Origin of the sequence: Pseudofrankia coriaricola, from assembly GCF_032027725.1 — a bacterium.
Classification (GTDB): domain Bacteria; phylum Actinomycetota; class Actinomycetes; order Frankiales; family Frankiaceae; genus Pseudofrankia.
This window is the reverse complement of sequence record NZ_JASNFO010000078.1, coordinates 15241-40245: the sequence shown is the minus strand read 5'-3', so window position 1 is coordinate 40245 and position 25005 is coordinate 15241. Positions and strand designations below refer to the sequence as shown.

17 protein-coding genes and 3 pseudogenes are annotated in these 25005 nt (G+C 69.4%); 9 read left to right on the top strand and 11 right to left on the bottom strand.

Annotated features, from left to right (window positions below; genetic code table 11):
• Positions 1-15: 15 nt before the first annotated feature.
• Both QOZ89_RS34440 and QOZ89_RS34435 read right to left on the bottom strand, forming a co-directional pair.
• On the bottom strand, positions 16-1404 hold the full coding sequence (locus tag QOZ89_RS34440) for an MmgE/PrpD family protein (protein ID WP_071047223.1): 1389 nt from the start codon (positions 1402-1404) through the stop codon (positions 16-18).
• Between the two features lie 252 nt (positions 1405-1656).
• Positions 1657-2625, bottom strand: coding sequence for a hydroxymethylglutaryl-CoA lyase (locus QOZ89_RS34435; protein WP_071047224.1), 969 nt, complete (start codon positions 2623-2625; stop codon positions 1657-1659).
• On the opposite strand from QOZ89_RS34435, the gene QOZ89_RS34430 reads away from it, so the two are divergent.
• A complete protein-coding gene (locus QOZ89_RS34430; protein WP_198543099.1) occupies positions 2534-2914 on the top strand; it encodes an enoyl-CoA hydratase/isomerase family protein in 381 nt (126 codons plus the stop codon). The two genes, QOZ89_RS34435 and QOZ89_RS34430, sit on opposite strands and share 92 nt — an antisense overlap.
• 112 nt (positions 2915-3026) lie before the next feature.
• On the opposite strand, the gene QOZ89_RS34425 is transcribed toward QOZ89_RS34430, so the two are convergent.
• Complete coding sequence (locus tag QOZ89_RS34425) at positions 3027-3425, bottom strand: acyl-CoA thioesterase (protein ID WP_071047225.1); 399 nt, start codon at positions 3423-3425, stop codon at positions 3027-3029.
• A gap of 189 nt (positions 3426-3614) precedes the next feature.
• Here QOZ89_RS34425 and QOZ89_RS34420 point away from each other — a divergent pair, with 189 nt between their 5' ends.
• The 6 genes and pseudogenes from QOZ89_RS34420 to QOZ89_RS34400 all read left to right on the top strand — a co-directional run.
• Positions 3615-4661, top strand: coding sequence for a 2,3-butanediol dehydrogenase (locus tag QOZ89_RS34420; RefSeq protein ID WP_071047226.1), 1047 nt, complete (start codon positions 3615-3617; stop codon positions 4659-4661).
• Positions 4662-4703: 42 nt separating this feature from the next.
• Entirely contained in the window at positions 4704-4970 is a 267-nt protein-coding gene (locus QOZ89_RS47750) for an SDR family oxidoreductase (RefSeq protein WP_157910439.1), read from the top strand.
• Between the two features lie 246 nt (positions 4971-5216).
• Positions 5217-7271 (top strand): hydantoinase/oxoprolinase family protein, encoded by a 2055-nt coding sequence (locus tag QOZ89_RS34415; RefSeq protein ID WP_071047227.1) that lies wholly within the window; start codon positions 5217-5219, stop codon positions 7269-7271.
• Positions 7272-7304: 33 nt separating this feature from the next.
• On the top strand, positions 7305-9395 hold the full coding sequence (locus tag QOZ89_RS34410; protein WP_071047228.1) for a hydantoinase B/oxoprolinase family protein: 2091 nt from the start codon (positions 7305-7307) through the stop codon (positions 9393-9395).
• Positions 9396-9444: 49 nt separating this feature from the next.
• The gene (locus QOZ89_RS34405; RefSeq protein WP_071047229.1) at positions 9445-10509 is read left to right on the top strand and encodes a zinc-dependent alcohol dehydrogenase family protein; all 1065 of its coding nucleotides are present in this window, start codon (positions 9445-9447) and stop codon (positions 10507-10509) included.
• 103 nt (positions 10510-10612) lie between these two features.
• A pseudogene (locus QOZ89_RS34400) lies at positions 10613-10894 on the top strand (IS1634 family transposase); the annotation flags it as partial.
• A 315-nt stretch (positions 10895-11209) separates the two neighbouring features.
• Here QOZ89_RS34400 and QOZ89_RS34395 read toward each other — a convergent pair.
• The 5 genes and pseudogenes from QOZ89_RS34395 to QOZ89_RS34375 form a co-directional block, all read right to left on the bottom strand.
• A pseudogene (locus QOZ89_RS34395) lies at positions 11210-11647 on the bottom strand (hypothetical protein); the annotation flags it as partial.
• Positions 11592-12383: a hypothetical protein gene (locus QOZ89_RS34390; RefSeq protein ID WP_312627949.1), complete on the bottom strand. Its 792-nt coding sequence runs from the start codon at positions 12381-12383 to the stop codon at positions 11592-11594. The gene QOZ89_RS34390 and the pseudogene QOZ89_RS34395, both read right to left, overlap by 56 nt.
• A gap of 424 nt (positions 12384-12807) precedes the next feature.
• Complete coding sequence (locus QOZ89_RS34385) at positions 12808-13155, bottom strand: helix-turn-helix domain-containing protein (RefSeq protein ID WP_071050125.1); 348 nt, start codon at positions 13153-13155, stop codon at positions 12808-12810.
• Between the two features lie 210 nt (positions 13156-13365).
• The gene (locus tag QOZ89_RS34380; RefSeq protein WP_198543329.1) at positions 13366-13524 is read right to left on the bottom strand and encodes a hypothetical protein; all 159 of its coding nucleotides are present in this window, start codon (positions 13522-13524) and stop codon (positions 13366-13368) included.
• Positions 13525-13731: 207 nt separating this feature from the next.
• Positions 13732-13938: pseudogene (locus QOZ89_RS34375) on the bottom strand (integrase core domain-containing protein); the annotation flags it as partial.
• A 184-nt stretch (positions 13939-14122) separates the two neighbouring features.
• Between QOZ89_RS34375 and QOZ89_RS34370 the strand changes: the two are divergent.
• Positions 14123-14551 carry a transposase domain-containing protein gene (locus tag QOZ89_RS34370; RefSeq protein WP_312627948.1) on the top strand — a complete coding sequence of 143 codons (429 nt, stop codon included), beginning with the start codon at positions 14123-14125 and terminating at the stop codon, positions 14549-14551.
• A 310-nt stretch (positions 14552-14861) separates the two neighbouring features.
• Here QOZ89_RS34370 and QOZ89_RS47745 read toward each other — a convergent pair whose 3' ends face one another.
• The 3 genes from QOZ89_RS47745 to QOZ89_RS34360 are packed head-to-tail and all read right to left on the bottom strand — an operon-like array spanning position 14862 to position 16053.
• Positions 14862-14972 carry an IS3 family transposase gene (locus tag QOZ89_RS47745; RefSeq protein WP_349308017.1) on the bottom strand — a complete coding sequence of 37 codons (111 nt, stop codon included), beginning with the start codon at positions 14970-14972 and terminating at the stop codon, positions 14862-14864.
• Positions 14924-15742, bottom strand: a complete 819-nt coding sequence (locus QOZ89_RS34365; RefSeq protein ID WP_312627977.1) for an IS3 family transposase — start codon at positions 15740-15742, stop codon at positions 14924-14926. The genes QOZ89_RS47745 and QOZ89_RS34365 overlap by 49 nt, the downstream gene beginning before the upstream one ends.
• A 14-nt stretch (positions 15743-15756) precedes the next feature.
• Positions 15757-16053: a transposase gene (locus tag QOZ89_RS34360; protein WP_071048859.1), complete on the bottom strand. Its 297-nt coding sequence runs from the start codon at positions 16051-16053 to the stop codon at positions 15757-15759.
• 436 nt (positions 16054-16489) lie between these two features.
• Here QOZ89_RS34360 and QOZ89_RS34355 point away from each other — a divergent pair, with 436 nt between their 5' ends.
• On the top strand, positions 16490-25003 hold the full coding sequence (locus QOZ89_RS34355) for a SpvB/TcaC N-terminal domain-containing protein (protein ID WP_312627947.1): 8514 nt from the start codon (positions 16490-16492) through the stop codon (positions 25001-25003).
• Positions 25004-25005: the final 2 nt, after the last annotated feature.

The following is a 25005-nucleotide window of genomic DNA, read 5'->3' as shown; positions in this document are numbered from 1 at the left end:
CTGTCGGGGCCTGGGCTAGTTGGCGGGCGGCGGAGCGAGGATGTCGCTGAGGCTGCGCGCGTCCTCGAGGTTGGCGATGCCACGCACCGCGGCGATCAGCGCGTCCGCGTCGATCGGCACGATCGCGTGCGCGGCGCAGGCGCGCACCTTCGCGTCGATGTCGTCGCCGCTCATCGGCCGGTCCGGGCTTCCCAGGACGTCCGACGCTAGGTACTCCTGCGTCTTCCCCGTCGTGGTCGTCAGCACAGCTCGCACCGGGGCGACGGCCGTGGCCGGCAACGCCTCGTCGACGAGGACCCGCACCCTCTCCCGCGCGAAGGAGACCAAGGCGTCGTCACTGCGCCGGGAGGGCGCGAAGTCGTCGAGACCCACGTTGCCCCCGTCGATCGCGACGGTCGCCGTGTAGGCGGCGCTGAACTGGGCATCAACCTCGGACATCGGGGTCTGTCCCACTGGGCGGCCCACCACGCTGGCCATGAAGGATGAGCCGTGGATCTCCAGGCTCGCGATGTCCGTGAGTTTGTGGCCGGTGGAGATCTCTCGCCCGATATCGATGACGGGATGGGTGAAGCGGCAACACGGATAGGGCTTGAGCGACAGTTCGACGCAGCCGTAGCGGTCCCCGAGACCGTCGAGGACGACGTTCCGGTCGTAGCGGTCGTCCTGGTAGAGGTGGAAGTACCCCATGGAGCCCTCGAGCGCCTCGTGGGGACCGGTGATGCCGGCCTCGGCCAGACGGGCGGAGATCACCCCGCTCTTCGCCGCGAACGCCGGCGAGATGCGTTTGGCCAGTGTCGCTTCGATCAGCGCCTGCGTCGTGCCCGAGGTCTGGCAGAGCTGAAGTCCGAACGCGTTCGCCGTCCTCTCGGCGTCCAGGCGGAGCATCCGGGATGCAGCCGCGACCGCGCCCCATCCCGCGCAGAGCGCGGTGCTGTTCCATCCGCGCGCGGACTTCGGACCGCCGGCGCGGCCGATCCGTGAGGCCACCTCGAGTCCGATCACCACCGTTTCGAGGAAGACCCGACCGGGAACCGGTTCCTCGGAGGAGTCCAGGATCGCCCAGGCCGCCGGGAGCACCCCCGAGTAGGCATGGAGCGGCACGGCGTCGTCGGTGTCGTCGTAGTCGCGACCGTGCAGCATGGCGCTGTTGGCGAAGGCTGCCCACGGTTCCGCCAGCCGCTCACCCGTGACCCATGCCCGGCTGCGTGAGTTGCCGCCCCAGGCGTTCAGCACCCCCAGCACCTCGGGCACACCGGTGGCCGTGCTGCCGGCCAGGGACCCCCCGATGGCGTCAAGCAGGGATGCTGCGACTACCGCCAGGACCTCGTCCGGGACCGAACCCATGGGTGTGTTCGCGACGAAGTCGCTGAGCGCCAACGTGACGTCGGTCTTCTGCGTCGTCATCCAGTGCTCCCCAGATACGAGTGGCGGACGCGGAGTTCCGGACCATTCTCTAAGAATCATTATAACTCTACGGCGCCAATGGAGGCGCGACAAGGTCTCAGCGACGTAACTCATGGCTCGAAGCAGCGGGAGAGGCGCGCCCGGCATCACAAGCTCAGTGCGGCCTGCTTACAGGAACGGCGGCTCGGCGAACAGCGGCACCGCAGCACCAGCGCCAGGGACTCGCGCCGGCCCAGGGCGAGTTCAGGTCAGTCATCCTGGCCTGTGGGACGGAGTGCCAAGCCCGGAGCCGGTGCGCAGAACCTGCGCACGAGCGGCGACCATCGTCACTCGCTCCTGGGCCCGTCCGGCGTCCAGCAGGGCTTCCACGTCGATACCCGTCCTCAGGCCGGCCCGCTCGAGCGCGACGACAAGGTCTTCCGTGGCCACATTGCCGGTCTCGCCGGAGTGATTCTGCTCGACCGCCTTGGGCTCCCCTCCGAGACCACCGAGGCTGGAGTCGACGACTCCAACTCCGCTCTCGACGGCAGCCCACGTGTTCAGCAGCCCCGTCCCCCGCGTGTCGTGGAAATGGGCGATCAGCTCCACACCGGGGAAGTCGCGTCGCGCGCGCTCGACGAACCGCCGCACACGAACCGGATCCGCGAGCCCTGTGGTGTCGCTGAGCATGATGCGCGTGACGCCGTAGCCGACGAGCGTGCCGGCGATCCCGAAGACCACTTCCTCGTCGACGTCGCCGACGATCGGGCACCCGAACGCGGTTGCGACGGCCGCCATGACCGTCACGTCCGCGTCGAGACCAGCCTGCACCATCTCCTTGATCTCGGTGAGGTGCTGCTCGTGGGTTCGCCGGACGTTGGCGAGATTGTGTGCCTCGGAGGCCGAGATCGGGAACCCGATCGCGTCGATGGCGCCAATTCTGTTGCCGGCGTCGATAGCGAGCTGGAACCCCTTGAGGTTGGGCGCCAGGACGCGGACGTAGACGTCCCGGGACGCAAGATGCTCGAGGATGGCGATGTTGTCGAAGAACTGGGGTACGACCTTCACGGGCACGAACGACGTGGCGTCGAACTCGACGATGCCGGCGGCGATCGCCTTGTCGAGAACATCGATCTTCTGTTCGGTCGGGATGGCCGACGGCCAGGACTGGATCCCGTCCCGGGACCAGCACTCGCAGACGCGCACATCCACGGCGTCCCCGGCCTGCGCCACGTCACCCATGCCGCCTCCGCGTCTCCCGATGGCTTCCGCCGCACTGGATCTAGTATCATCATTAGGATTGTCTAAGTCAACCCATCCCGATCAGGCTGTTCGTACCGCACCGACTCTCTTCACCCTCATGTACCAGCCGGGGAAGCCGACCATCGCCCGGGTTCAGGGGTATGCCCTCGCCGGCGGGTTCGGCCTGGCACTCGCCTGCGACTTCGTGGTGGCGTCCGAGGACGCCGTCTTTGGCGCCCCCGAGGTGAACATCGGACGACGGAGGCGACCGCTTCGGTCGCCTTCGTGATCGCGGTGGCCTTCGCCACCATGTCGAGATCCGGTTCCCCGGCCACCTTCGCGTACATCCGGGTCGTGTGGAAAAGCCCTACCGCGGCGGGAGATCGTCGACCTTGTCCACCTCAGCGACCGAGCACCGAGCGCAGGCCGTCGGGGATCGGCGCCTTGCCCTTGACAGCGGCGTCGACGATCACGTAGGTGATCGACGCGGTTGCCCGCGTCCGCCCTTGGACGTTCACCGAGAATCCGAGGGCGAAGCTCGTTGTCCCGACGCGCTGCGCGGTCACGCCGATGTCGACCTCATCCCCGTAGCGGACGGCCGCCGTCCAGTCGATCTCGACGTGCACGACCTGGATGTCGTGACCGGATACGAGCAGGTCTTTGAGCGAGTACCCCTGCGCCGCCAGGTACCCGTTGCGCGCCTGCTCCAGGAAGGCGAGATACCACATGTTGAAGGCGACGCCTTGCTGGTCGAAGTGGTGATAGTGCGTCTCGATCGGAACGTTCACGACGGCGGGCATCTCGATCCTTGCCTCGGCGGGGGCCTGGCGGCACCGCCGCCGTGTCCTGCCGAGGCCGCGCCGCCAGTGTCGAGAGCTGTGGCTCTCGACACTTAGAACCATTATACTTGATTCAGGCCTGGCGAGTCAGGCTCGGCCGCGGGCGCGGTACCGCCCCGCGCCCGACGCCCCAGCCGAAGGAGCCAACGAATGCGCGCAGCGGTGTACCGCGGCCAGCGGCAAGTCGAGGTCGAGGACGTCCCGGACCCCTCGACAGGCGACGGGCAGGTCAAGGTCCGGGTCAGCCGCAACGGGATCTGCGGGACGGACGTCCACGAGTACTACGCCGGCCCGCTGTTCATCCCCCGCAGCCCCCATCCGCTCACGGGACAGCAGCTCCCTCTCACACTGGGGCACGAGTTCTCGGGCACCGTGACCGAGGTGGGACGGGGCGTCACTGAGATCTACGAAGGCGACCGCGTGGTCATCGAGCCGACCTACCGCTGCGGTGAGTGCCGGGCTTGTCGCTCGGGCCACTACAACCTCTGCCGCCTGATCGGCTTCCCCGGACTCAGCGGGGACGGCGGCATGGCCGAGTACGCGGTTCTCCCGCAGATCATGATCCACAAGCTGCCGGACGCGGTGCGGTTAGACATGGCGGCCCTCGTCGAGCCGATGGCCGTGGCCTACCACGCCGCAGCCTTGGGGGCGGTGAAGGATCAGGAACGCGCGCTGATCTTCGGCGCCGGCCCGATCGGGATCGGGTTGTGGTTCGCGTTGCGCGCTGACGGCGTGACCGAGATCGACGTGGTGGAGCCGTCCGCCTCCCGCCGGGCCGCGATCGAAGGCCTCGGCGCGCGCATCCTCGATCCGACGACAGAGGACGTCACCGCGATCGTCCTGGAGCGGACCCGGGGCGAGGGCGTCGACGCGGTGTACGACGCAGCAGGCGTGGCGAGCGTCGTACAGACTGCACTCGACTGCCTCGCCGAACGGCGCACGCTGGTCTGCGTGGCGGTCTACGACGAGCCCGTCGCGACCTCCCTTTTAGACGTGATGATGCGTGAGAAGAGCATCAAAGGGGCGGTCAGCTTCAAGTCCGGCGACTTTCCGGCGGTGATCGACCTGATGGCGAAGGGCTACTACGACACCACGGGATGGGTCGAGACGATCCCGATGACCGCCGTGGTGAGCGAGGGGTTCGAGGAACTGCGGGCGGGCCGCAAGATGAAGCTCCTGATCGACCCCACACTCTGATGGCCGGCTGACTTACCGGCGAGGTTGCCCTCGTCTCGGGCCGTGCGCGGGCTGGGTGCAGCGCATGTCGAACTCTTCGCACGGGAAGGCGCATCCGTCGTCTTCGGCGGCGTCCTCGACGAGGAGGCCGGCCGGCTCAAGCAGGCGCTCCGCGAACAGGGCCCGCAGGAGACCTTCTGTCACCTCGACGTCACGCAGCCCGAAAAGTGGGACGCAGCCGTCGCGCTGGCTCGCTCGACATATGGAAACCTAACCACGCTACGTGACCGGCACCGAACTTGTCGTCGACGGGGACTGGCCGCGCACTAGCCGGAAGAACGGCGACCGGAACGACGCCGCGAGACACCCATTGACGTCTCGGACACGTGTGATTACGCTGACACCCCGTTCGCAATCTCTTATGACAATCGCACTAGATCGCCGATCTGGCGGTGGCGTAGTCGTTCCGGATATCCGGAGCGACCGACCCCGCCGACGGACGCTGCGGGCGCCGCAGCGTCGCGCGGGAGCCGGTTGCCGGCGACCGGACCTCGACCCGGAGAGGCAGCTGAGACCGTGATCGACATCGGCATCGACGTCGGCGGCACGTTCACCGACTTTGTCTTCATGCATGAGGACGGTCGTGGCGAGGTCGCCAAGGTGTCGACCGACCCTGACGACCTGGCCGGCGCCGTGGTGCGTGGCCTCGAAAGGACCGACCTGGCCCAGGTCTCCACGATCGTCCACGGCACGACCGCGGCGCTCAACGCGATCCTGCAGGGCAAGGGAGCGCCGACGGCCATCGTGACGTCCGTGGGCTTTCGCGACCAGATCGAGATCGGAGACACCAAGCGCTACACCGGCGGTCTCTTCGATCATCGTTGGGTCAGGACGCGCCCGTACCCCGTCCCGCACGACCGGCGGTTCGAGATCCGGGAGAGGGTTTCGGCGGATGGCCAGATCCTCGCGGCGCCCGACCCGGCCGAGCTTGGATCCGTCGCCGACAGGCTGAGGGAGGCCGATGTCGGGTCGGTGGCCATCTGCTTCATCAACTCCTACCTGAACCCGGCGAACGAGCAGGTCGCCTTCGACCACCTGTCGGGGCAGCTGCCGGGCGTCCACATCATCAAGTCCGCGACGAACCCCGAGTTCCGCGAGTACCCGCGCTGGATCACCGCTGTGCTCAACGCGTCGCTCTCGCCACTGTTGACCGAGTACGTGACGTCGCTGGGTGCAGCTCTCAAGGACCGCGGGTACGCCGGTGAGGTGATGTGGATGACCTCCTCAGGTGGCCTGATCAACGAGGCGGTCGTCCGGCAGGAGCCGCTCCGGCTGCTGATGGGTGGCCTCGCCGGCGGTGTCACCGCCTCTGCCTTCCTGGCGGAACGCATCGACGCCCCGCACGTCGCGACGTTCGACATGGGCGGCACCAGCAGCGACGTCGGCTTCATCAAGAACTTCCGGACCCACGTCGTACCGAACGCCGTGGTCGAGGCCTTCCCGATCGCGTTGCCCGACCTGGAGGTGAAATCGATCGGCGCCGGCGGCGGCAGCATCGCGTGGCTGACGGACGAGGGTGTTGTGAAGGTCGGTCCGCAGAGTGCGGGAGCCTCGCCCGGCCCCGCGGCGTACGGCGCCGGGGGAACCGAGCTCACGGTGACGGACGCCAATCTGGTCCTCGGCCGCTTAGGCGCCAAGTCGCTTCTCAACGGCGACCTCGTGCTCGACGGCGCGCTCGCGTACGCCGCCGCAGAGCGCCTTGCCGAGGCCGCACAGGTTGACGACGTCCACGAGCTCGCCTCCGGCGTCGTCGAGATCGCCGTCACCAACATGTACGGCGCCATCCGCGAGGTGTCGGTGGAACGCGGCGGCGATCCCGAGGAGATGGTGCTCGTCTCCTTCGGCGGTGCCGGGGGTCTGCACGGTGCGTTGATCGCCGAGCGGCTGGGCATGTCGTGCGTGGTGGTGCCCCGCGACGCAGGCAACTTCTCCGCGTTCGGGATGCTTGTGGCAGATCGTCGCTTCGACTACGTCAGCAGCTACATCCGCGGTCTTCCGAGGGCCGACCTCGACGACGTGCGGAACCGGTTGAGGGGCCTGGGCCAGGAGGGTCGCGAGCGGCTGCTCGGTGACGGCGTGGCCGAGGGCGACATCGACATCACCTACAAGATCGGCATGCGGTACGTGGGCCAGACGTGGGAAGAAGAGGTCATTCTCAGCGATCTGGAGTTCACGCTGGAGGATCTCGGCCGTTGGTTCGGCGACCTCTACGAGGAGCGCTACGAGTTCAAGCGCGAGCCCGAAGCGTCCGAGCTCGTCAACCTCCGGGTCGTGGCCACCGGACGCAGCGGGCACCGTGCGGTCCGGCGCGAGGTGGCCAACGGCGGCGCCGTTCTCGCCACCGGATCTGCTGGTGCGGCCGGCGCGGTCAAAGAGAGGCGTCCGGTCTACCTCGACGGAGCCTTCATCGACACCCCCGTCCTCGACCGGGCGCGCCTGGACCCGGGCGCAATCGTCGCTGGACCAGCCGTCGTCGAGGAGTACGACTCCACGACTCTCGTGCCCGTCGCCTGGACGGCGACGGTCGACGACGACCGCAACCTCGTTCTTCGCCGCGCCAGCCGGTCCTGACCCAGCCACCGTTCGCGAGAAGGGGGCACACCCGTGTCCGACACATCGACCCTTCCCCGGATCAGCGCAATCACCCTCGAGGTGATCGACGCCCACCTGACCTACGCGGTGCGCGAGATGCGCAGCACGCTGATCAAGATGGCGTACTCGCCGATCATCACTGAGACCCACGACTTCGCCACGGCCATCTGCACCGCCGAGGGCGAGATCATTGCGATGAACGACGACATCGTGATGCACATGTACGACATACGTGACGCTGTGTCGGCGGCGCTGCGCAAGTACGGCGACACGATCGCGCCCGGCGACCGGTTCCTGGTCAACGACCCGTGGGAGTGCGGTTCGCACCTCAACGACGTGAGCCTGATCTCGCCGTACTTCCAGAACGGCAAGCTCATGCTGTGGCTGGCGACCACGGTGCATTGGGGAGATGTGGGCGGAGCTGTGCCGGGCAGCGTGAACGGTGGCGCGACCGACGTGTTCCAGGAAGGCATCCGATTCCCGCTGACCCGGGTCACTCCGGAACTACTGGAGGTCCTGCTCGCGAACTTCCGCCAGCCCTTCGAGATCGAAGGCATGTACTCGGCACAGTCGACCTGCATGAAGACTGCAACGAAGCGTCTCGACGAGACGTGCGAGCACTTCGGGGTCGCGGTCATCGAGGACGCCGTCGAGAGGATCCTGGCCAACGAGGCGAGCAAGGCCGCCTCGCGGATCGCCGACCTTGCCGACGGCGTCTACTACTTCGAGGACTACCTGGAGAACGCCGGCTCCGCGCACCCGTTGCCGGTCCGGATCGCCTGCGCGATGACGATCGACGGCGACCGGCTGACCTTTGACTTCGAGGGATCCTCACCCCAGGCGAACGGCGTGGCGAACTGCACCATCACCGACCTGCACGCCGGTGTCTTCGAGATCCTCGTGCCGTTCCTGTCCCCCGGCCACGTCTCGAACTCGGGTGCGGCGCGGTGCTGGTCGATCTCCGGCCCGAAGGGTTCCGTCGTGAACTCGTCGTTCCCGGCGGCGAACGGCGCGTACGCGAACGTGATGTTCGGGGCCGTGCACGCCTGCGTCATCGGGTGCCTCTCGCAGGTGCTCGATGACGTGCCGGGCATCAGCACCGGGAGCTCGAACAACATGAACGTCGCGGGGCGGTGGCCGGAGGAGCGAGAGGGCGACCCGTACTGGCTGATGTTCGAGTACCCGCCGGGTGGCTGGGGCGCCACGCGACACAACGACGGTTCTCTGTTGGCATGGTCCTTCTTCATGGGTGATCTCCCGGTGATGTGGCCGACCGAGCGGATCGAGGCCCTCAACCCGATCCAGATCCACTTCAACGAGCTCTACGTCGACAGCGGCGGCCCCGGGAAGATGCGTGGCGGCCTCGGAGTGCGCCGCGCTTTCGAGGTTCTCCTGCCCGGCACGTTCACGATCCTCGGCACCGACGGGGTCCTCCCGCGTCCGGGGATGGCCGGCGGCTTCGCGGGAGCCTTGAACCGTGTGGAGGTGATCCGAGGCGGCAAACCTGTTGTGACCGATGCACTTCCACTCAAGACCGGCGGCTTCCCGATCATCCCGGGAGACATCATCTTGTACCTCGTGTCAGGCGGCGGCGGGTGGGGCGACCCGCTCGAGCGCGATGAAGACGCGGTGCTCGCCGACTTCCACGACGGGTACGTGAGCATCGACGGCGCGCGCGAGGACTACGGCGTCGTGCTGGGCGACGGCACCGTGGACCACGATGCCACGGCCGAGCTGCGTCGGACGCTCCGCGAGGCCCGGCAGCACGTCGAGGTACTCGCCGCGGAGGAGGACGAGCTGGACGGCTCGAAGCGGGTGGCGCGGATCAGCGCCGGCCTGGCGGACCGGTTGGGTGTCGGCGAGGACGACCTGCTGGAGTACGTCAACCCGCGCGGTGGCCACGTCCGGGCGTGGGTCCGGATCGATCCGTCCCTCGAAGGCGACTCGTCCCCGATAGGCCCACGTCTGCGCAGCATCTGCTCGGTGACGTCCGGCGACCGTGTCCACGTGCGGAGCCCGTTCACGTACGTGCACAGGCGGCAGGACGCCGACATGGTCGCCGCGCCTCCGCTCGGCCGGCTCTTCACGGAGATCTCTGCATGAGTTCCCGATACGTGCCCTCGTCCCCAGATCGACCGGAAGGACATTGACCATGCGCGGTGTCGTCTTCGAGGGCGAACGCACGATCGACGTCGCCACCTTCGACGACCCTGTTGCCAGGCCCGGTGAGGTCGTGGTGGAAATCAAGGCGTCCGGGATGTGCGGTAGCGACCTGAAGTCTTACCGGCTGGGGAGCAAGGCCGCCCTCGCGTCGTACGGACTCGGACCGGACGCCCTCGACGAGGGTGCGCGGATCATCGCGGGCCACGAGCCCTGCGGTGTCGTCGCAGCTGTCGGACCAGGAGTGGACTGCCTTTCCACCCGGGTGGGCGATCGTGTGATGGTCTTCCACTACACGGGTTGCGGGATGTGTCGGGAGTGCCGGACCGGCTGGACGCAGCTGTGCGAGCGTGAGACGGGCCTGATCGGGACGACGGTCCACGGTGGTCACGCGGACTTCCTCAAGGTTCCCGCTTCGACCCTCGTCCCGCTACCGGACGAACTCACGTTCAGCGCGGGCGCGGCCATCAGCTGCGGGACGGGCACCGCATTCGGCGGCCTCGTGCGGATGGGCCTCTCGGCACGCGACACGGTCGCAGTCTTCGGGCTCGGTCCGGTCGGACTTGCCGGCGTGCAACTCGCGTCGGCTATGGGCGCCGAGGTCATCGGCGTCGACATCGCTGCCGATCGCGTGGCCGTGGCGCAGGACTTCGGCGCTGCGCACGTCATCGATTCCAGCACCGTCGACCCTGTGGCCGCCATTCGAGACCTCACCCGAGGACGCGGCGTCACCTGCGCGCTCGAAGCCTCGGGAGCCGCCAGCGCACGGCAGGCCTCCGTGAACGGTGCCGCGACCTGGGGGCGTGTGGCATTCGTGGGCCACGGGCCGTCCGAGACGCCGTTGGACATCAGCCGTCAGGTCATCCGCAAGCAGCTCACCCTGATCGGGTCCTACACCTTCTCGATCGTCGGCCAGGCCGACTGCGCGCGGTTCGTGGTCGACCACGGCGTGGACGTCGACCAGGTGTTCTCGAATCGCTGGACGATCGACCAGGCAGCTGAGGCATACGTCGACTTCGACAAGCAGACCGGCGGCAAGGCGCTGATCGAGTTCTGACCTGACTTCCCTCACGTTGATCGTCTCGTCAAGATCGAAAGTCTCTGGCCTGCGGAATCGTCCGCAGGGGTGCCAGATTTTGTGCACTAAGCCGCGCCCTATCCTGGGGTCTAGGGCCTATGTGCGCACCGTGAAGACCGCGTCGGGGGCGACCGCGGTGCAGATCGTGTACTCGAACCGGCGCGGGTCGCGGGCGATGGACCACATCGGGTCCGCACACGACGAGGCGGAGCTGGCGGCGCTGCGGGCAGTCGCGAACCAGCGGCTCGCAGCCGGGCAGGGAGAACTCGACCTCGGGCTGGACACGGTCGGCGCGGCGGGCGCCCCGCTGCCGATCGTCGCCTCGCGGATGGGGCATCTGTGGGACGGGTTGTGCCGCGCCTACGACTCGCCGGGGCTACTGGCGGACCCGATCTCACGGCAGAGGTACGCCCAGTGTTGACAGTCATCGAGCACGGTAGCCACCGGAGTGGCCTCCCACCGGGCCGTATGGGTCGCGACACCATCGTCGATGGTCTCGCGCACCTGGGCAGCGCTGCCCACGCCGGCCGTCACGAAGGCCACCGGGACGACGGCCCCCGCCCACGGCAGGGCACGGCGGTGCGGCCGGTCCATACTGTCAATGTGCCAGCGGGTCGAGGACCTCGATGCCCAGCGGGGGTGGGCCGGCCAGAGCTGTGAACGCAGAGCGGCCCTGCGCGTCAGCGACTGGTTGGCGCATGGCTTGGAGGAGGCCCGGGCCAACTTCGCTCCACCCGATCAGGAGCAGAGGTCCGACGGCGTCGAACGCCGCCTTGCCGTAGTCCTGTGCGATGAGGGATTCGGCGATGTTGAGCGCGAGGGTCACCGTGCTCGAGAAGATCAACAGCCGACGCGCAGGCCGTAACAGCTCGGGCTGAGCGCCGTGGAGAGCCAAATGCCTGATCGCGAGAAGGAGCCCGACAACGGAGAGATCGACTGCGGGCGCGACCAGCGGCGCGATGAAGATCGGCACACCCAGCCGCAGACCGAGAGCAAGAGAGTTCCCGAACCCGAACAGAAACGTGAAAGCGACAACTGCCGCCATGATCAGCGTGACAAGCCTAACGGTCGCGTCCTGACCTGCGGCGGAGGTGTCGATGTCGGATGCGCCCGCCATCACCGTTCTCCTGCTGGTCGAAGAACAGGCAGCAGATTGCTCTGATCGAAAGCGTGTGCGTAGTGTCCGACTCCCCCCTCGGACACTCTCCCTCGTACATGATCGCCGGAGGCTTGGCCTCGGCGATCACTCGGTGTGCTCCTGGTTCGTAGGTGAGCTGGAGTCCGAGCTGGGCGTAGATCTCGGCTTTGTCCGCTGGGTCGGCCTCGGCCAGGACGGCGACGATGTCGCCCACGGCAGCGACCAAATCGGTGATCTCGTCTTCTGTCATGCGCTTGCGGCCAGTGGTCGCGCGGAGGCGGGCCTGGGCGGCGGCGCGTTCGGTGTTGGCTTTGGCAGTCCAACGGGCGACGAGGGCGGGGTCGGTGCCGGCTTCGAGGGCGAGCCGGTAGCGCTCGAGCTTGAGGTCGCAGTCGGCGATCGTCCGCCATGCCTGGGCGAGGTCGTCGTCCTGGCTGATGGTGGTCTCGTCGTCCTGGGCAGCGGCGACGGCGGCGATGGTCGTATGTAGCCGGGGTGGGGTGAAGGCGCGGGCGAGCCAGCCGTCGAGGTGAGGGACGATGAGTTCCTCGCGGACGTAGACGCTGCGGGGGTGCTGCACGTGGTTGGCGAGGGCGTACCGGTCGGGGAAGACGTAGCGGTAGTGAGGTTTGCCGTTGTTCCAGCTGCCCTGCATCCGCCGCTGGCAGATCCACCACGCTACGGCGCGCCACGGGCCGTGGACAACCTTGGTCATCCACGACACCCCGCCAGACACCGCGAACGACATCCACCACGACACGCGTGAGTCACCGCTGCGACAACTCCATCGGATGGCGTCGGCATCCATGATCAGTACGAACGAGCGACGCCGTCAACAGTGTGGACAACAGTAAATGGATTCTCCTGCACCCCCCGGCAACGACTGTCGCGGCAGCCCTCAGATGAGCGGACACGGCCAGCATTCCCACCGGGCCCTGGCCCCGACGCGGTTCTGCCACGACATGGCAGCCAACGATCATCGCCGCCGCACCACAACGATCTACACAAACTTGACCGGTAGAGATCGACATGCGGTGTGAGCTGGGCCAACACGGTTTCCGTCGTTGGCGATGTCTGCTGTAGCCGCGCCCTATCCACGGCGGGCGCCGAGGCCACCGCCGTCCACCCAGACGCGCGAGTCAGGCGAGGCGCGCGAGGTCGAGAACGGTCTCGTGGCCGTCCGCGAAACGGACGATCATGCTGGCTTGCCCACCGATCGCGGCGAGGTAGGCATTGAGCGTGGACAGCAGCAGATCGTGGGGCTGCTCCATACGGCTGATAGCCGCCTGGGTGATGCCCATGCGACGGGCGAGCTCCACCTGCGTGAGCTCCGCTGCCTGCCGTAGCGCCGCCAGACCCATGGCATAGGTGCGGTCGGCTTCAGCCATGCCACGGCGTACCTGGGCCACCTCGTCCGCGATGTCAGGCCGCTGCGCGAGCTCACGGATGCGGTCGTTGCCGCGGATGAACGTGACGTCGTCGGTCATCGGTTACCTCCCCTCCTGGCGTAGCCAGGCATCAACGAGTGCTTCTCCGCGCGCGGCGGCGCTGGCGTAGAACACGTCCCCTATCGCCTTCTTGTCGAAGCCGATCAGAGCGAGCACAACCTGGTCATGGGCAGGGAACCAGCAAATGATCCGGACGGCGACCTCCGGATCGAAAGGATGCGCGACCCGCCACAGCTCGTGACGGCGGGCCTAGCGCACCCGCTTGAACGTCGCGGACTCCTCCGCCGGCTTCGCCGGCAGATCACCCAGCGCCTGCAGCAGCGCGACCGCGACAGCCAACCGCCGGCCACCCTCCTTCTCCGCCTGGGTCAGCCAGCGATCGAACTCGTCGGTCCAGTCGACGATCACACCCGTAGTATGAGCCCAAGTTAATACAACGTCAAATGCATACAGCGACCTCGGCGCGCCACGGTCGCCGCCCATCGCCCCACGGTTGATCTAGCGCACCGCGACTCCGCTAGACGAGTGAGTCCGAAGTCTGGGCGGGCGGTGGCCGGGCATAGTGATGTGCCCCGATCTTTCCGGACAGCCTTCCAAACAACCATTCGGCTCTGATCAGGCGGTTTCCTGGCGCAGCTGGTACTCGTCGTAGACCTCTTGTGGGGTCCGATAACCGAGTGCGGAGTGACGCTTTTTCGTATTGTAGTGGATTTCGATGTATCGCGCAATGTCGCGTCGGGCGCGCTCGCGAGTCGGATAGGCGGTGCGATGGACGCGCTCGTTCTTGAGAGCGGCGAAGAACGACTCAGTCATCGCGTTGTCGCAGGATTATCCGGCTAATAACGTGTGCTTTTGTCTGATATTGTGGCTGGGCTTTCGGGATCAGTTGGTGGTGCTGGTGGGCCTTTTTTCGAGGCGGCGGAGTCGTTCTTCGTGCTGGCGGACGCGTGTGGCCAGGGCGCAATGGCCGTACTTTAAGTGATCGTCGTTTCGATAGGCTCGTGTCGTGGGGTACGACGGGAGTGAGGGGCTGTCGCCCGAGGGCTGGTTGCCGGACCGGGTGACGGTGGGTGTGCTGACGCGGGTGTACCCGCCGGAGCTGGTGGACCGGGTGCTGGACGAGACCGACACGGTGGAGGTCCGGCCGCGACTGTTGCCGTCGCGGCTGGTGGTGTACTTCGTGTTGGCGCTGTGGCTGTTCCGGGGTCGTAACTGTGGCTATGTGCAGGTGCTGTCCCGGCTGGTGGGTGGGCTGTACTTCCAGCGTCGGGCTGTGGGCCTGGCGGCCGGTGGGCCGGACGGGGTGGGCTGGTCGCTGCCGGCCGGCCCGTCGCTGGCCCGGGCACGGGCCCGGGTCGGCACGGACCCGGTGCGGATGCTGTTCGAGCACGCCGCCGGCCCGGTCGGGGTGGATGGGCAGGTCGGGGTGTTCTGAGCTTCCCCTGGAACCGTGGAGGAGATCGGCTGGGGCAGGGCCGTGTCTGGTCTGGCTTGCTGTGGATGGGTGTACCCCGGCGCCGCGCGTCTGATGGGCCAGGTTCCTACCTGGCCCTGTTTGTGCTGGCCGCGAGGCCGTAGAGGCTCCGGGGTCAGGAGGGCCACCGCCGTCAGGCGGCCGCGGGAGCGGTCCTTGACCCTGGAGGGGCGGCCTCGTATTGTGCGCGGCGCTCAGCCTGGCACCTGGCCTCGGGAACGAGTGGCGGCGTGAGCCGCCTCCATGTTTGTGTCTTTTCACCGGGGTTGGTTCAGGCGGCCTGGCCGGGTCTGTTCTGGCCGGGTCGGGTCTGTTGTTCGTAGGTTACGGGGCTCAGTCCGCCGCAGGTCGAATGGCGGCGTTTGGTGTTGTACCAGTCGATGTAGTCGGCGACGGCGTTTTCGCCTCGGCGCGGGTGGTGAACTCGTGTCGGGTGAGTAGCTCGAATTCGAGTGTGGAGTGCCAGGACTCGATGACGGCGTTGTCCAGTGCTGAGCCGGTGCGTCCCATCGACTGGGTGACGCCTGATTGTCGGCAGGTGTCGGCGAAGTCGGTGGCGGTGTATTCACCTCCCTGGTCGGTGTGCAGCACAACGCCGTCGACGTGGCCGCCGCGGGCGGCGATGGCGGCGAGCAGCGCGGCCGTGGCCAGCGCCGGGTTGTGGCGGGAGCCGAGGGCGAAGCCGACGATGCGACGGCTGTGCAGGTCCAGGACCGAGGCGAGGTAGAGCCTGCCCTCGTCGTTGGGGATCTCGGTCAGATCCCCGACCCAGAACCGGTCGGGGGCCTCGGGCGGGGAGAAGTCGCGGCGCACCAGGTCCACCGGTTGGGGGTGGGTGCGGGGGCCCTTGTACGGGCCTCGGCGGGGCCGGGGGCGCCGCGCCGCCAGGCCGAGCTCGGCCATCAGCGTCGCGACGGTGTTCTTCGACACCGACCAGCCACGGGCGCGCAGCTCGGCGGTGATCCGCGGCGAGCCGTAGGTGCCGCGGTGCAGGTGGAACAGCCAGCGCACCGTCTCCGCGAGCGCGCGGCGCCGGGCGCGTCGCACGGACTGGTCGCCGTGGCGCCACTTGTAGAACCACGACTCCGACACGCCCAGCTGCGCGCAGGTCACGCTGTGAGGAATGTCGTGCTCGGCCCTCTGGGAAGCGATGAACCCGGCCAGTCCTACCGGGTCTGGCGGCCCATCGCCTCGTTCACCCAGAGGGCCACAGATCGCTTGAGGACATCACGCTCCATCGTGAGCCTGGCGTTCTCCGCCCGCAGACGATCCAGCTCCGACCGCTCGTCCTCGGACAGTTCGCCCTTCTTTTCTCTACGACGCGCCGCGTTCACCCAATTTCCCAGCGTTGTCTCGTGAACCCCCAGGTCACGGGCCACGGCCGCGACCGGCTTTTCGGTCTCGAGAACGATACGGACAGCGCCTTCCTTGAACTCCCGATCGAACTTACGACGCGATTCCACGACAATCGCCTCACCCTCTACTCGCGATGTTCTCCACGCTCAGAGGGGAAACTCACTTCGCGGTGTCCCCACGGACTCGAAGCAGCACCAGCCCGAGAACGCTGCGTGTCAGGCCGTAGAGCAGGGACCACACCATGACCAGTCAGCCTGCCCGACGCCGGCCCGCTGCCACACGAAAGTGCAGGTCATCGCCCGAATCGGGGTTCTGGAGCCCCACACGATGCGGTGACCGCCTAACGCCGTGCCGATGGCGGCCAAGCCGGGCGTTCACCGAACCAGGCTGGACAGCGAAGCGCCTGCGGCACAAGGAATGTAGGGAGTTCCCCGATGCCCGCGGCCGCTGGCCGCTGTTGACTTGATCAGGTGCGGGCCGTGGGGGCGATTGGGCGATGAGAGCCAATAGGTGGCAAATGACGCGTGACAGACCCCAGTCGTCGTGGGCTCCGCTGGCCGGCAGCCGATCGAGGGCAGCCGGGTGCTCGCGGTGGCGATGAACGGGTCGGCGGGCGAAGCAGCCTCGTGGCCGGCGCCCGGATCCGGGTCGCTGGCGGACGGCCGGGCGGTCGCTGGGCCCGGGCGGACCAGCGGAAACAGCGCCCGCGGCATTTCTGGCGGGGCCGGCACCGCCAGCGGGGCGGGCGTGGCCGGCGGCATGGGGGCGGCGCAGACCGGCGGCGGCGGCGCCGCGGCGTCACCCTTCAGCCCGCCAAGTGTTTCGCTTCCGCGGGGCGGCGGCGCGGTGCGCGGCATCGGGGAGAAGTTCGCCGCCAACCCGGTGACCGGGGCGGGATCGTTGACGATCCCGCTGCCGGCGAGTCCGGCCCGTTCGGGCTTCGGCCCGTTGTTGGCGCTGGCCTACGACTCGGGCGCGGCGCACGGCCCGTTCGGGCTCGGCTGGTCCGTCGGACTGCCGTCGATCACCCGCCGGACCGACAAGGGCCTGCCCACCTACGACGACGCCGGCGAGTCCGACGTGTTCCTCCTGGCGGGCGCCGAGGATCTCGTCCCGGAGCCGGGCGTCGGCGGCCGGCCCAGGCGCCGGTCGCGGACCGTCGGCGGGACGGCCTACGAGGTCACCCGGTACCGGCCGCGGGTCGAGGGGCTTTACGCCCGGATCGAGCGGTGGACGGCGGCCGGTTCCGGCCGGACGCACTGGCGCTCGATCAGCCGTGACAACGTCACCACGATCTACGGGCGGGACGGAGAGTCCCAGATCGCCGACCGGCCCGACGAGCCGGACGATCCGGACCCCGCCCGCCGCGTGTTCAGCTGGCTGATCTGCGAGTCGTTCGACGCGCTGGGCAACGCGGTCGTGTACCGCTACGCGGCGGAGAACGACGCGGGGGTCGACCTGACCGCGGCGCACGAGCGGCACCGGCCCAGGAGCGCCCAGACGGCGAACCGGTACCTGAGATCCGTCCGCTACGGCAACAAGAGGAGCAGGCGGGCCGACCCTGCGCCGCCGCGCGACGCGGACGACGGGTGGCACTTCGAGCTGGTCTTCGACTACGGCGACCACGCCCCGACGCCGGTGCCCGGGAAGGACGCCGAACCCGGCCACGCCTGGCCGACGGCGGCACCGACCCCCGGGCGCGCCTGGCACTGCCGCAACGACCCGTTCTCCAGCTACCGCGCCGGCTTCGAGGTGCGGACCTACCGGCTCTGCCAACGGATCCTGATGTTCCACCACTTCCCCGGCGAGCCGGGCGTGGGTTCGGACTGCCTCGTCCGCTCGCTGACGCTGAGCTACCGCGACGACCGGGGGATCGACACCGACCGGCGGCTCGGCGGCCCGGCCGGCGCGTTCCTGGAATCGGTGACGTTGACCGGCCACCGCCGGACCGGCGGCGCGGCGCCGGGCGGCGGCCCGACGGCGTACGCCTCGGCGTCGATGCCACCGCTGGAGCTGGTCTACAGCACCGCCCAGATCGGCTCACAGGTGCGGGAGCTCGACCCGGACAGCGTCGCCAACCTGCCCGTCGGCCTGGACGCGCCGCCGTACCGGTGGGTGGACCTGGACGGGGAGTCGATCTCCGGGGTGCTCGGCGAGCAGGCCGGCGCGTGGTTCTACAAGCCCAACCTCGGCGACGGCCGGTTCGGCCCGGTCCGGGCGTTGCCGTCGGTCCCGTCGACGGCGGGGGCGCCGGGCACCCAGTTGCTCGACCTGGCCGGCGACGGCCAGCTCGACGTCGTCGCGCTCGCCGGGCCGCTGCCCGGCTTCTTCGAACGCGCCGACCCGCTCACCGACCCGGCCGGCCACCCCGGCGCCCCGGACGCCGATCCCGGCTGGCTGCCGCACCGGTCCTTCCGCTCGCTGCCCGCGCTCGACTGGGACGACCCGGCGCTACGTTTCGTCGACCTGAACGGCGACGGCCACGCCGACGTGCTGATCACCGGCGACGACACCTGGGTCTGGTACCCGTCGCTCGGCGAGGACGGGTTCGGGCCGGGCATCCGGCTGCCCGCGGCGCGCGACGAGACCGCCGGCCCGCGGCTCGTCGTCGCCGACCGGCGGCTCGCGATCCACCTCGCGGACATGTCCGGCGACGGGCTCGCCGACCTGGTCCGGGTCCGCGACGGCGAGGTCTGCTACTGGCCGAACCTCGGCCACGGCCGGTTCGGCCCGCCCGTCGTGATGGACCGCTCCCCGGTCTTCGACCGGGGCGACCAGTTCGACCCGGCGCGGCTGCGGCTGGCCGACCTGGACGGTACCGGGCCGACGGATCTGGTCTACCTGGATGCGGCCGGCGTCGACCTCTACCGCAACGAGCTGGGCAACGGCTGGTCGCCGCCGCGGCGGTTAGCGGCGTTCCCGCCGGTCGACGACGTCACCTCGGTGTCGGTGGTGGACCTGCTCGGCCGAGGAACGGCCTGCCTGGTCTGGTCGTCGCCGCTGCCCTGGGCAGCCGGCCGGCAGATCCGCTATGTCGATCTGATGGGCCGCAAGCCCAACCTGCTCGTCGGCGTCCGCAACAACCTGGGTGCTGAGACGGCGATCGGCTACGCGTCGTCGACCCGGTTCTATCTGGCAGACAAGGCCGCCGGCGTGCCGTGGGTGACGCGGCTGCCGTTCCCGGTGCACGTCGTCGAGCGGGTGACGACGTTCGACCGGGTGAGCCGGAACCGGTTCGTCACCCGCTACGCCTACCACCACGGCTACTTCGACGGCGTCGAGCGCGAGTTCCGCGGCTTCGGCCGCGTCGAGCAGTTCGACACCGAGCACCTCACGGCCCTCGGCGACGGCCAGGAGCCGGACCCGGAGCCGGACGGCGGCGCACCGGACGACGGCGAGGCGGGCGGCTTCCCGGCCGGGGAGAACGAGGACCCGGCGGCGAGCCTGCCGCCGGTGAAGACGGTGAGTTGGTTCCACACCGGCGCCGCCGCCGCCGGCGCCGGCCGGCTCTCGGCGCTGTTCGCCCACGAGTACTATGGCGCCGGCTCCGACGGAGGCGCCGAGGCTGGCGCGGCGGCCGGCTGGCTGCTCGACGACACGCCACCCCCCGAGCGGCGGGACGGGGACGGCCGGCTGGTGCCCGCGGCGGACCTGGCGCCGCTGCCCCCGGAGGCGTTCCGCGAGGCGTGCCGGGCGTTGAAGGGCCGCCCGCTGCGCCAGGAGGTGTACGCCCTCGACGGCTCGGACCGCAATCGGCACCCCTACACGGTCACCGAGCACAGCTACACCGTCGAGGTGCTGGCCGACCCGGCGGGCGGCCGGCCCGGGGTGTTCGCCGTCCATCCGCGCGAGACCGTGACCGTCAGCTGTGAACGCGACCCGGCCGACCCGCGCGTCGCCCACGAGGTGGTGCTGGACGTCGACCCGTTCGGCACGGTCACCCACGCCGTGTCGCTCGCCTACGGCCGGACCGCGCCGGACCCGGCGCTGCCTGCGCGCACCCAGAAGACGCAGGCGACCACGCTGGTCACCGAGACCCGGACGGCCGTCACCGGCCTGATCTTCGCGGAGCACGACGACCAGCCCGGTGCCGCGGCGGCCGAGCCCGATGCCTACCGCGTCCCCGCGCCCTACGACGTGGTGACCTACCAGCTCGCGGGTCCCGGCTTCGACGACGCGGCACCGAAGATCACCCGCGTCAGGCTGGCCCGCCTGCTGGCCGGGAACGGCGGCGGCCTGGCGGCCGGGGTGACCCGGACACTGGTCGGCCGGTCGGTCACCCGGTTCCTGGCCGACGGCCTCGACGGCCCGCTCCCCTGGCGCGCCGCCGGCGCCCGGGGCCTGACCCACGAGACCTACCGGCTCGCGCTCACCACCGACCTGCTGACCGGCCCGCTCGGCGGGCGCGCGACCACGGCGAGGCTGCGCGACGCCGGCTACGTCCAGCTCGCCGACGCGCCGGCCCCGCCCGGGCAGCCGGCGGCGCTGCCCGACGCCTGGTGGGCGCCGTCGGGAACGGTCCGCTACGCGCCGGCCGACGTCGGCGATGCCGCGGCGGCCGTGCTCGGCTACGCCCGGGCGCACTTCTTCGTCCCGCGCCGCTTCGTCGACCCGTTCGCCGCCGCGGCCGTCGCGGCCCACGGACCGTCCACGCTCTGGGCGACCGACGTTCGTTACGACGACTACGACCTGGTGCCGGTTCGGGTCGTCGACCCGATCGGCAACGTCGTCTCGGCCGGCGAACGCACCGCGGCCGGCGCGCTCGACGGCCGGCCGCGCGTCGACTACCGGACGCTCGCCCCGACGCTGGTCACCGACCCGAACCGCAACCGGACGGCGGTCGCGCTCGACGCCCTCGGCCGGGTCGCCGCGACCGCCGTCCTCGGCAAGAAGACCGGCCCCGACGCCACCGGCGACGACCTCGCCGGGGCCGCGGCCACGCCCGACCTCGCCACCGCGACGGTCGAGGCGTTCTGGGCCGACCCGCTCGGCCGCGCCGGCCCCGGCCCTCACCCGGCGTCCGCCCGCGCGCTGCTCGGCGACGCGACCACCCGGTTCGTCTACGACCTGGCGGCGTATCAGCGGACCAGGGACAGCGACGACATCCAGCCCGCCGGAGTGGCGACGATCGCCCGGGAACGCCACGTAGCCGACGCCGATCTGGCCGCCGGGGAACAGAGCCCGTTACAGATCTCCTTCAGCTACTCCGACGGCTTCGGCCGGGAGATCCAGCGGAGGCTTCCGGCCGAGCCCGACCCGGCGCTGGCGGTGCCGCGGCCGGACCGCTGGGTCTGCTCCGGCTGGGTCGTGCTCAACAACAAGGGCCTGCCGGTCCGCCAGTACGAGCCCGCGTTCCGCCCGTCGCACCGGTTCCAGTTCGGCCTCCGCGACGGGGTCAGCCCGATCCTCTGCTACGACCCGCTCGGCCGGGCCGTAGCCACCCTGCACCCGGACCACACCTACTCCAAGGTCGCCTTCGACGCCTGGTCCCAGCGCACCTGGGACGCCGCCGACACGGCCGCGCTGCGGCCGGGCCAGGTCTCGCCCGACCCCGGCCCTGTGCCGGCGCCGGCGCCGGATCCGGACGCGGCCACGCGCGGCAACCCGGCCGAGGACCCCGGCGTGCGCGGCTTCGTCACCCGACTGGGGTGGGGTGAGCACCCGCCAACCTGGTACCAGCGGCGGACCACGGCGTCGGCCGCGGAGCGGCAGACCTCTTTCGGTGACCTGGCCGACCTCGAACAGCGCCTGGCGCCGAAGGCCCTCGCGTACGCGGCGACGCCGACGGCCGTCCAGCTCGACCCGCTCGGCCGGCCAGTGCTGACAGTCGTCCACAACCGGGTGCCCGACACCTCGGACCCGAACTGGCGGGACCTGCGCTGGGATCAGCTTGGCTGGGTCGATAGCTTTCAGCGCACCCACGTCGAGCTCGACATCCGCGGCAACCAGCTGCGGATCGACGACTGCGCCGACCGCCGCGCCGACCCGCCTGACGAGAACGGCGACCGCGTCGTCGTCCGGTATTCCTACGACCTCGCCGGGGGCCGGCTCGCCGAGCACAGCCTGGAGGCCGGCTCCCGCTGGCTGCTCACCGATGTTGCGGGCAAGCCGGTGGCCGTCTGGGAGTCGCTCGACCAAGGCGCGCAGCGGCTTCTCGTCACCGACTACGACCCGCTACGCCGGCCGACCGCCGTCCGGCTCGCCCTGCCCGCGACGGCGCCGAACCCGGTCACCGTCGCCCGGACCATCTATGGCGAGAACGCGCCGGACCCCGAGTCCGCGAACCTGCGCGGCCAGGTCTGGCGGGCCTACGACGGCGCCGGCCGCACCGAGCACACCTACGACCTGAAGGGCAACCCGATCTCGGCCGCCCGGGCCCTCGCCGTCGACTACCGCGCGGTGCTCGACTGGGCGACGAACCCGGAGCCCGCGCTCGAACCGGAAACGTGGACGGCGGTCACCGCCTTCGACGCGCTGGACCGCCCAACCCGGCGCACCCACCCCGACGGGACCGTCGTCGCCCTCGCCTACAACGAGGCCGGGCTGCTCACCCGCGTCCACGCGCACATACCCGACGATCCGCCCGGCCTCGGCACGGACACCGACCTGGTCACGAACCTCGACTACAACGCGCGCGGCCAGCGCACCCGGATCGACTACGGCAACGGCGTCCGCACCGAGTACACCTACGAACCGGAAACGTTCCGGCTGCGCACGCTGAAAACGATCCGCCCCCGGCCGAAATTCAAGGCCGACGGCCCGGCGCCGCCCGACCCCGACGCGCCCCCCGGCACTCCGCCGGACCGGCGCGCCGAGGTCCAGAACCTTTCCTACGTCTACGACCCGGCCGGCAACCTCACGCACATCGCCGACGACGCCCAGCCGACTGTCTTCCGGCTGAACACCCAGATCAGGGCGGCGGCCGACTACGTCTACGACGCCACCTACCGGCTGATCGAGGCGACCGGCCGCGAGCATCTCGGCCTGGCGTCGGCCGCGGCCGGCCACCAGCCGCCGACCAGCTGGAACGACGCCCCCCGGGTGAACCTGCCGGCCGAGACGGACCGGCAGGCCCTCGGCAACTACCACGAGCGCTACACCTACGACGTCGCCGGCAACCTCACCGAGCTCGACCACCGCGGCACCGACCCGGCCCACTCCGGCTGGCGCCGAACGTTCGCCCACCGGTGGCCCAGCCAGCTCGAGCCGAACCCGACGGCCGAAAAGCCCGTGCAAGTCTTCAGCAACCGGCTGACCGCCACCACGGTCGGCCCGTCGAACGCGCCGGGAACCGTCGAGACCTTCGACTACGACGAGCGCGGGAACATGAGCCTGCCCTGGCTCACCGGCTTCTCCTGGGACTACCGCGACCAGCTCGCCTCGTCGTCCCAGCAGCGGGTGACCCAGCTCGGCGCCCGGCCGCGGACGACCTACTACGTCTACGACGGCGCCGGCGAACGTGTCCGCAAGGTCACCGACGACCACACGCTCGCGGGCGACCCCGTGCGGCCCGCCGCCGAGCGCGTCTACCTCGGCGACTTCGAGCTCTACCGCACCTTCGGCGCCGACGGGAATCCCACCCTGGTGCGCTCCACCGTGCACATCCTCGACGGCGAACAGCGCGTCGCCCTCATCGAACGCCGCCTCGCAGGCCAGGACGCCGCCGCCGTCGACCGCGTCGTCGTCCGCTACCAGCACGCCAACCACCTCGGCTCCGCCACGGTGGAGCTCGACCAGTCCGGCGACCTGATCTCCTACGAGGAGTACTACCCCTACGGCTGCACCGCCCTCTCCTTCACCCGCACCGGCGTGTTACCAAAACGCTACCGCTACACCACCAAGGAACGCGACGAAGAAACCGGCCTCACCTACCACGGCGCCCGATACTACGCACCCTGGCTAACCCGCTGGACAGCGTGCGATCCACGAGGTCCGTCAGACGGGCTGAACGTCTACGGATATGTGCGATGCAACCCCGGCATTCTCAGCGATCCCAGCGGAACCGCCGGGGAGTATCAATGGCATCTGATCCAACAAACGGACCTTCGATTCACTCTTACTGCCACAGCTCGGGGCGACGGAATCAATCAGGCCATCCGCAACATGTCGCAGAACCTCGCCAATCAGTGGATGTACGGAAAAGTTCAAGTCGGTCACGTAAAGCCATTGGTAACAACTCCAGCAGGCGAGAGCGGACCCGCTTTCATTCAGCTACAGTCCGAGAACGCATCGCAGGGCGCTACGCTCGACAAGGCCGCGGGCCAGGCAGCCGCGGCCAGCGGGGCGCTCAAACGAGTAGGCCGGGCCGACATGACGGCCACGCCAGGAACTAAGTATGGCGGCCCGCAGATACCGGAAGCGTACGACGGCCTGAGCAGGGCCAAGTCGGCTCCAGTTCTTCCATCCACGCCGGCTGGCTCCGGTCCGCCTACAAGCGCTCTGCCCGCGGCGCCCACCAGTGAAAAGCCAGGACCAGCGCAACTGCGGCTTGGCCTGTTTCCTTCCGACGACGTCGACGGCCCCGCGAGCGGGCCGAAAAACACGACCGGCGGAACCAGTTCAACCCCGACCATGACAAGCCTTTCAGCTGCGCGCGGATCGCTCGCCACGAGGATTTCTGGCGCAGCCAGTGGAGGTATGACGAGAGTCCTCTCGGGGGCCAGATCCCTAGGCGGGACACTCAAGCAGGGTGTCAAGTCGATGATTCCCGGATCCGACGTGTACGACTATGTCAAGTATACGGTCGGCGGTGGCAGCCTGGCCGCCGGCGCACAAGCCATGCAGGTGGGGGTAAGAATGGCCGCGTCGTCGGCCGGAACCGCGTTGCGAACCGCCGCGACAGTTCTTACGACGACGGTCGAGGCCGGCGCCGCGGGGACTGCGGCAATGACCGGTGCGGCAGTCGTCGCCGCGGCCGGCTCGGTTGCTCTTGCCGGTGCCACTGTTCATGCCGCCGCGACGGGCCAGAGTACGCCTGTCGACGTGGCGGACAGGTACTGGGGAACACATTTTGGTGACATTTACGGCTGGGCTACCGGCCAATACTCCGGCCGATGACC

What these genes read in the sequence shown, in the direction of transcription:
- QOZ89_RS34420 (WP_071047226.1), top strand. Translation starts at nt 3,615, where the DNA reads ATGCGCGCAGCGGTGTACCGCGGCCAGCGGCAAGTCGAGGTCGAGGAC.
- QOZ89_RS34390 (WP_312627949.1), bottom strand. Translation starts at nt 12,383, where the DNA reads ATGACCAAGGTTGTCCACGGCCCGTGGCGCGCCGTAGCGTGGTGGATC.
- QOZ89_RS34435 (WP_071047224.1), bottom strand. Translation starts at nt 2,625, where the DNA reads ATGGGTGACGTGGCGCAGGCCGGGGACGCCGTGGATGTGCGCGTCTGC.
- QOZ89_RS34405 (WP_071047229.1), top strand. Translation starts at nt 9,445, where the DNA reads ATGCGCGGTGTCGTCTTCGAGGGCGAACGCACGATCGACGTCGCCACC.
- QOZ89_RS34430 (WP_198543099.1), top strand. Translation starts at nt 2,534, where the DNA reads ATGGCCGACGGCCAGGACTGGATCCCGTCCCGGGACCAGCACTCGCAG.
- QOZ89_RS34440 (WP_071047223.1), bottom strand. Translation starts at nt 1,404, where the DNA reads ATGACGACGCAGAAGACCGACGTCACGTTGGCGCTCAGCGACTTCGTC.
- QOZ89_RS34425 (WP_071047225.1), bottom strand. Translation starts at nt 3,425, where the DNA reads ATGCCCGCCGTCGTGAACGTTCCGATCGAGACGCACTATCACCACTTC.
- QOZ89_RS34385 (WP_071050125.1), bottom strand. Translation starts at nt 13,155, where the DNA reads ATGACCGACGACGTCACGTTCATCCGCGGCAACGACCGCATCCGTGAG.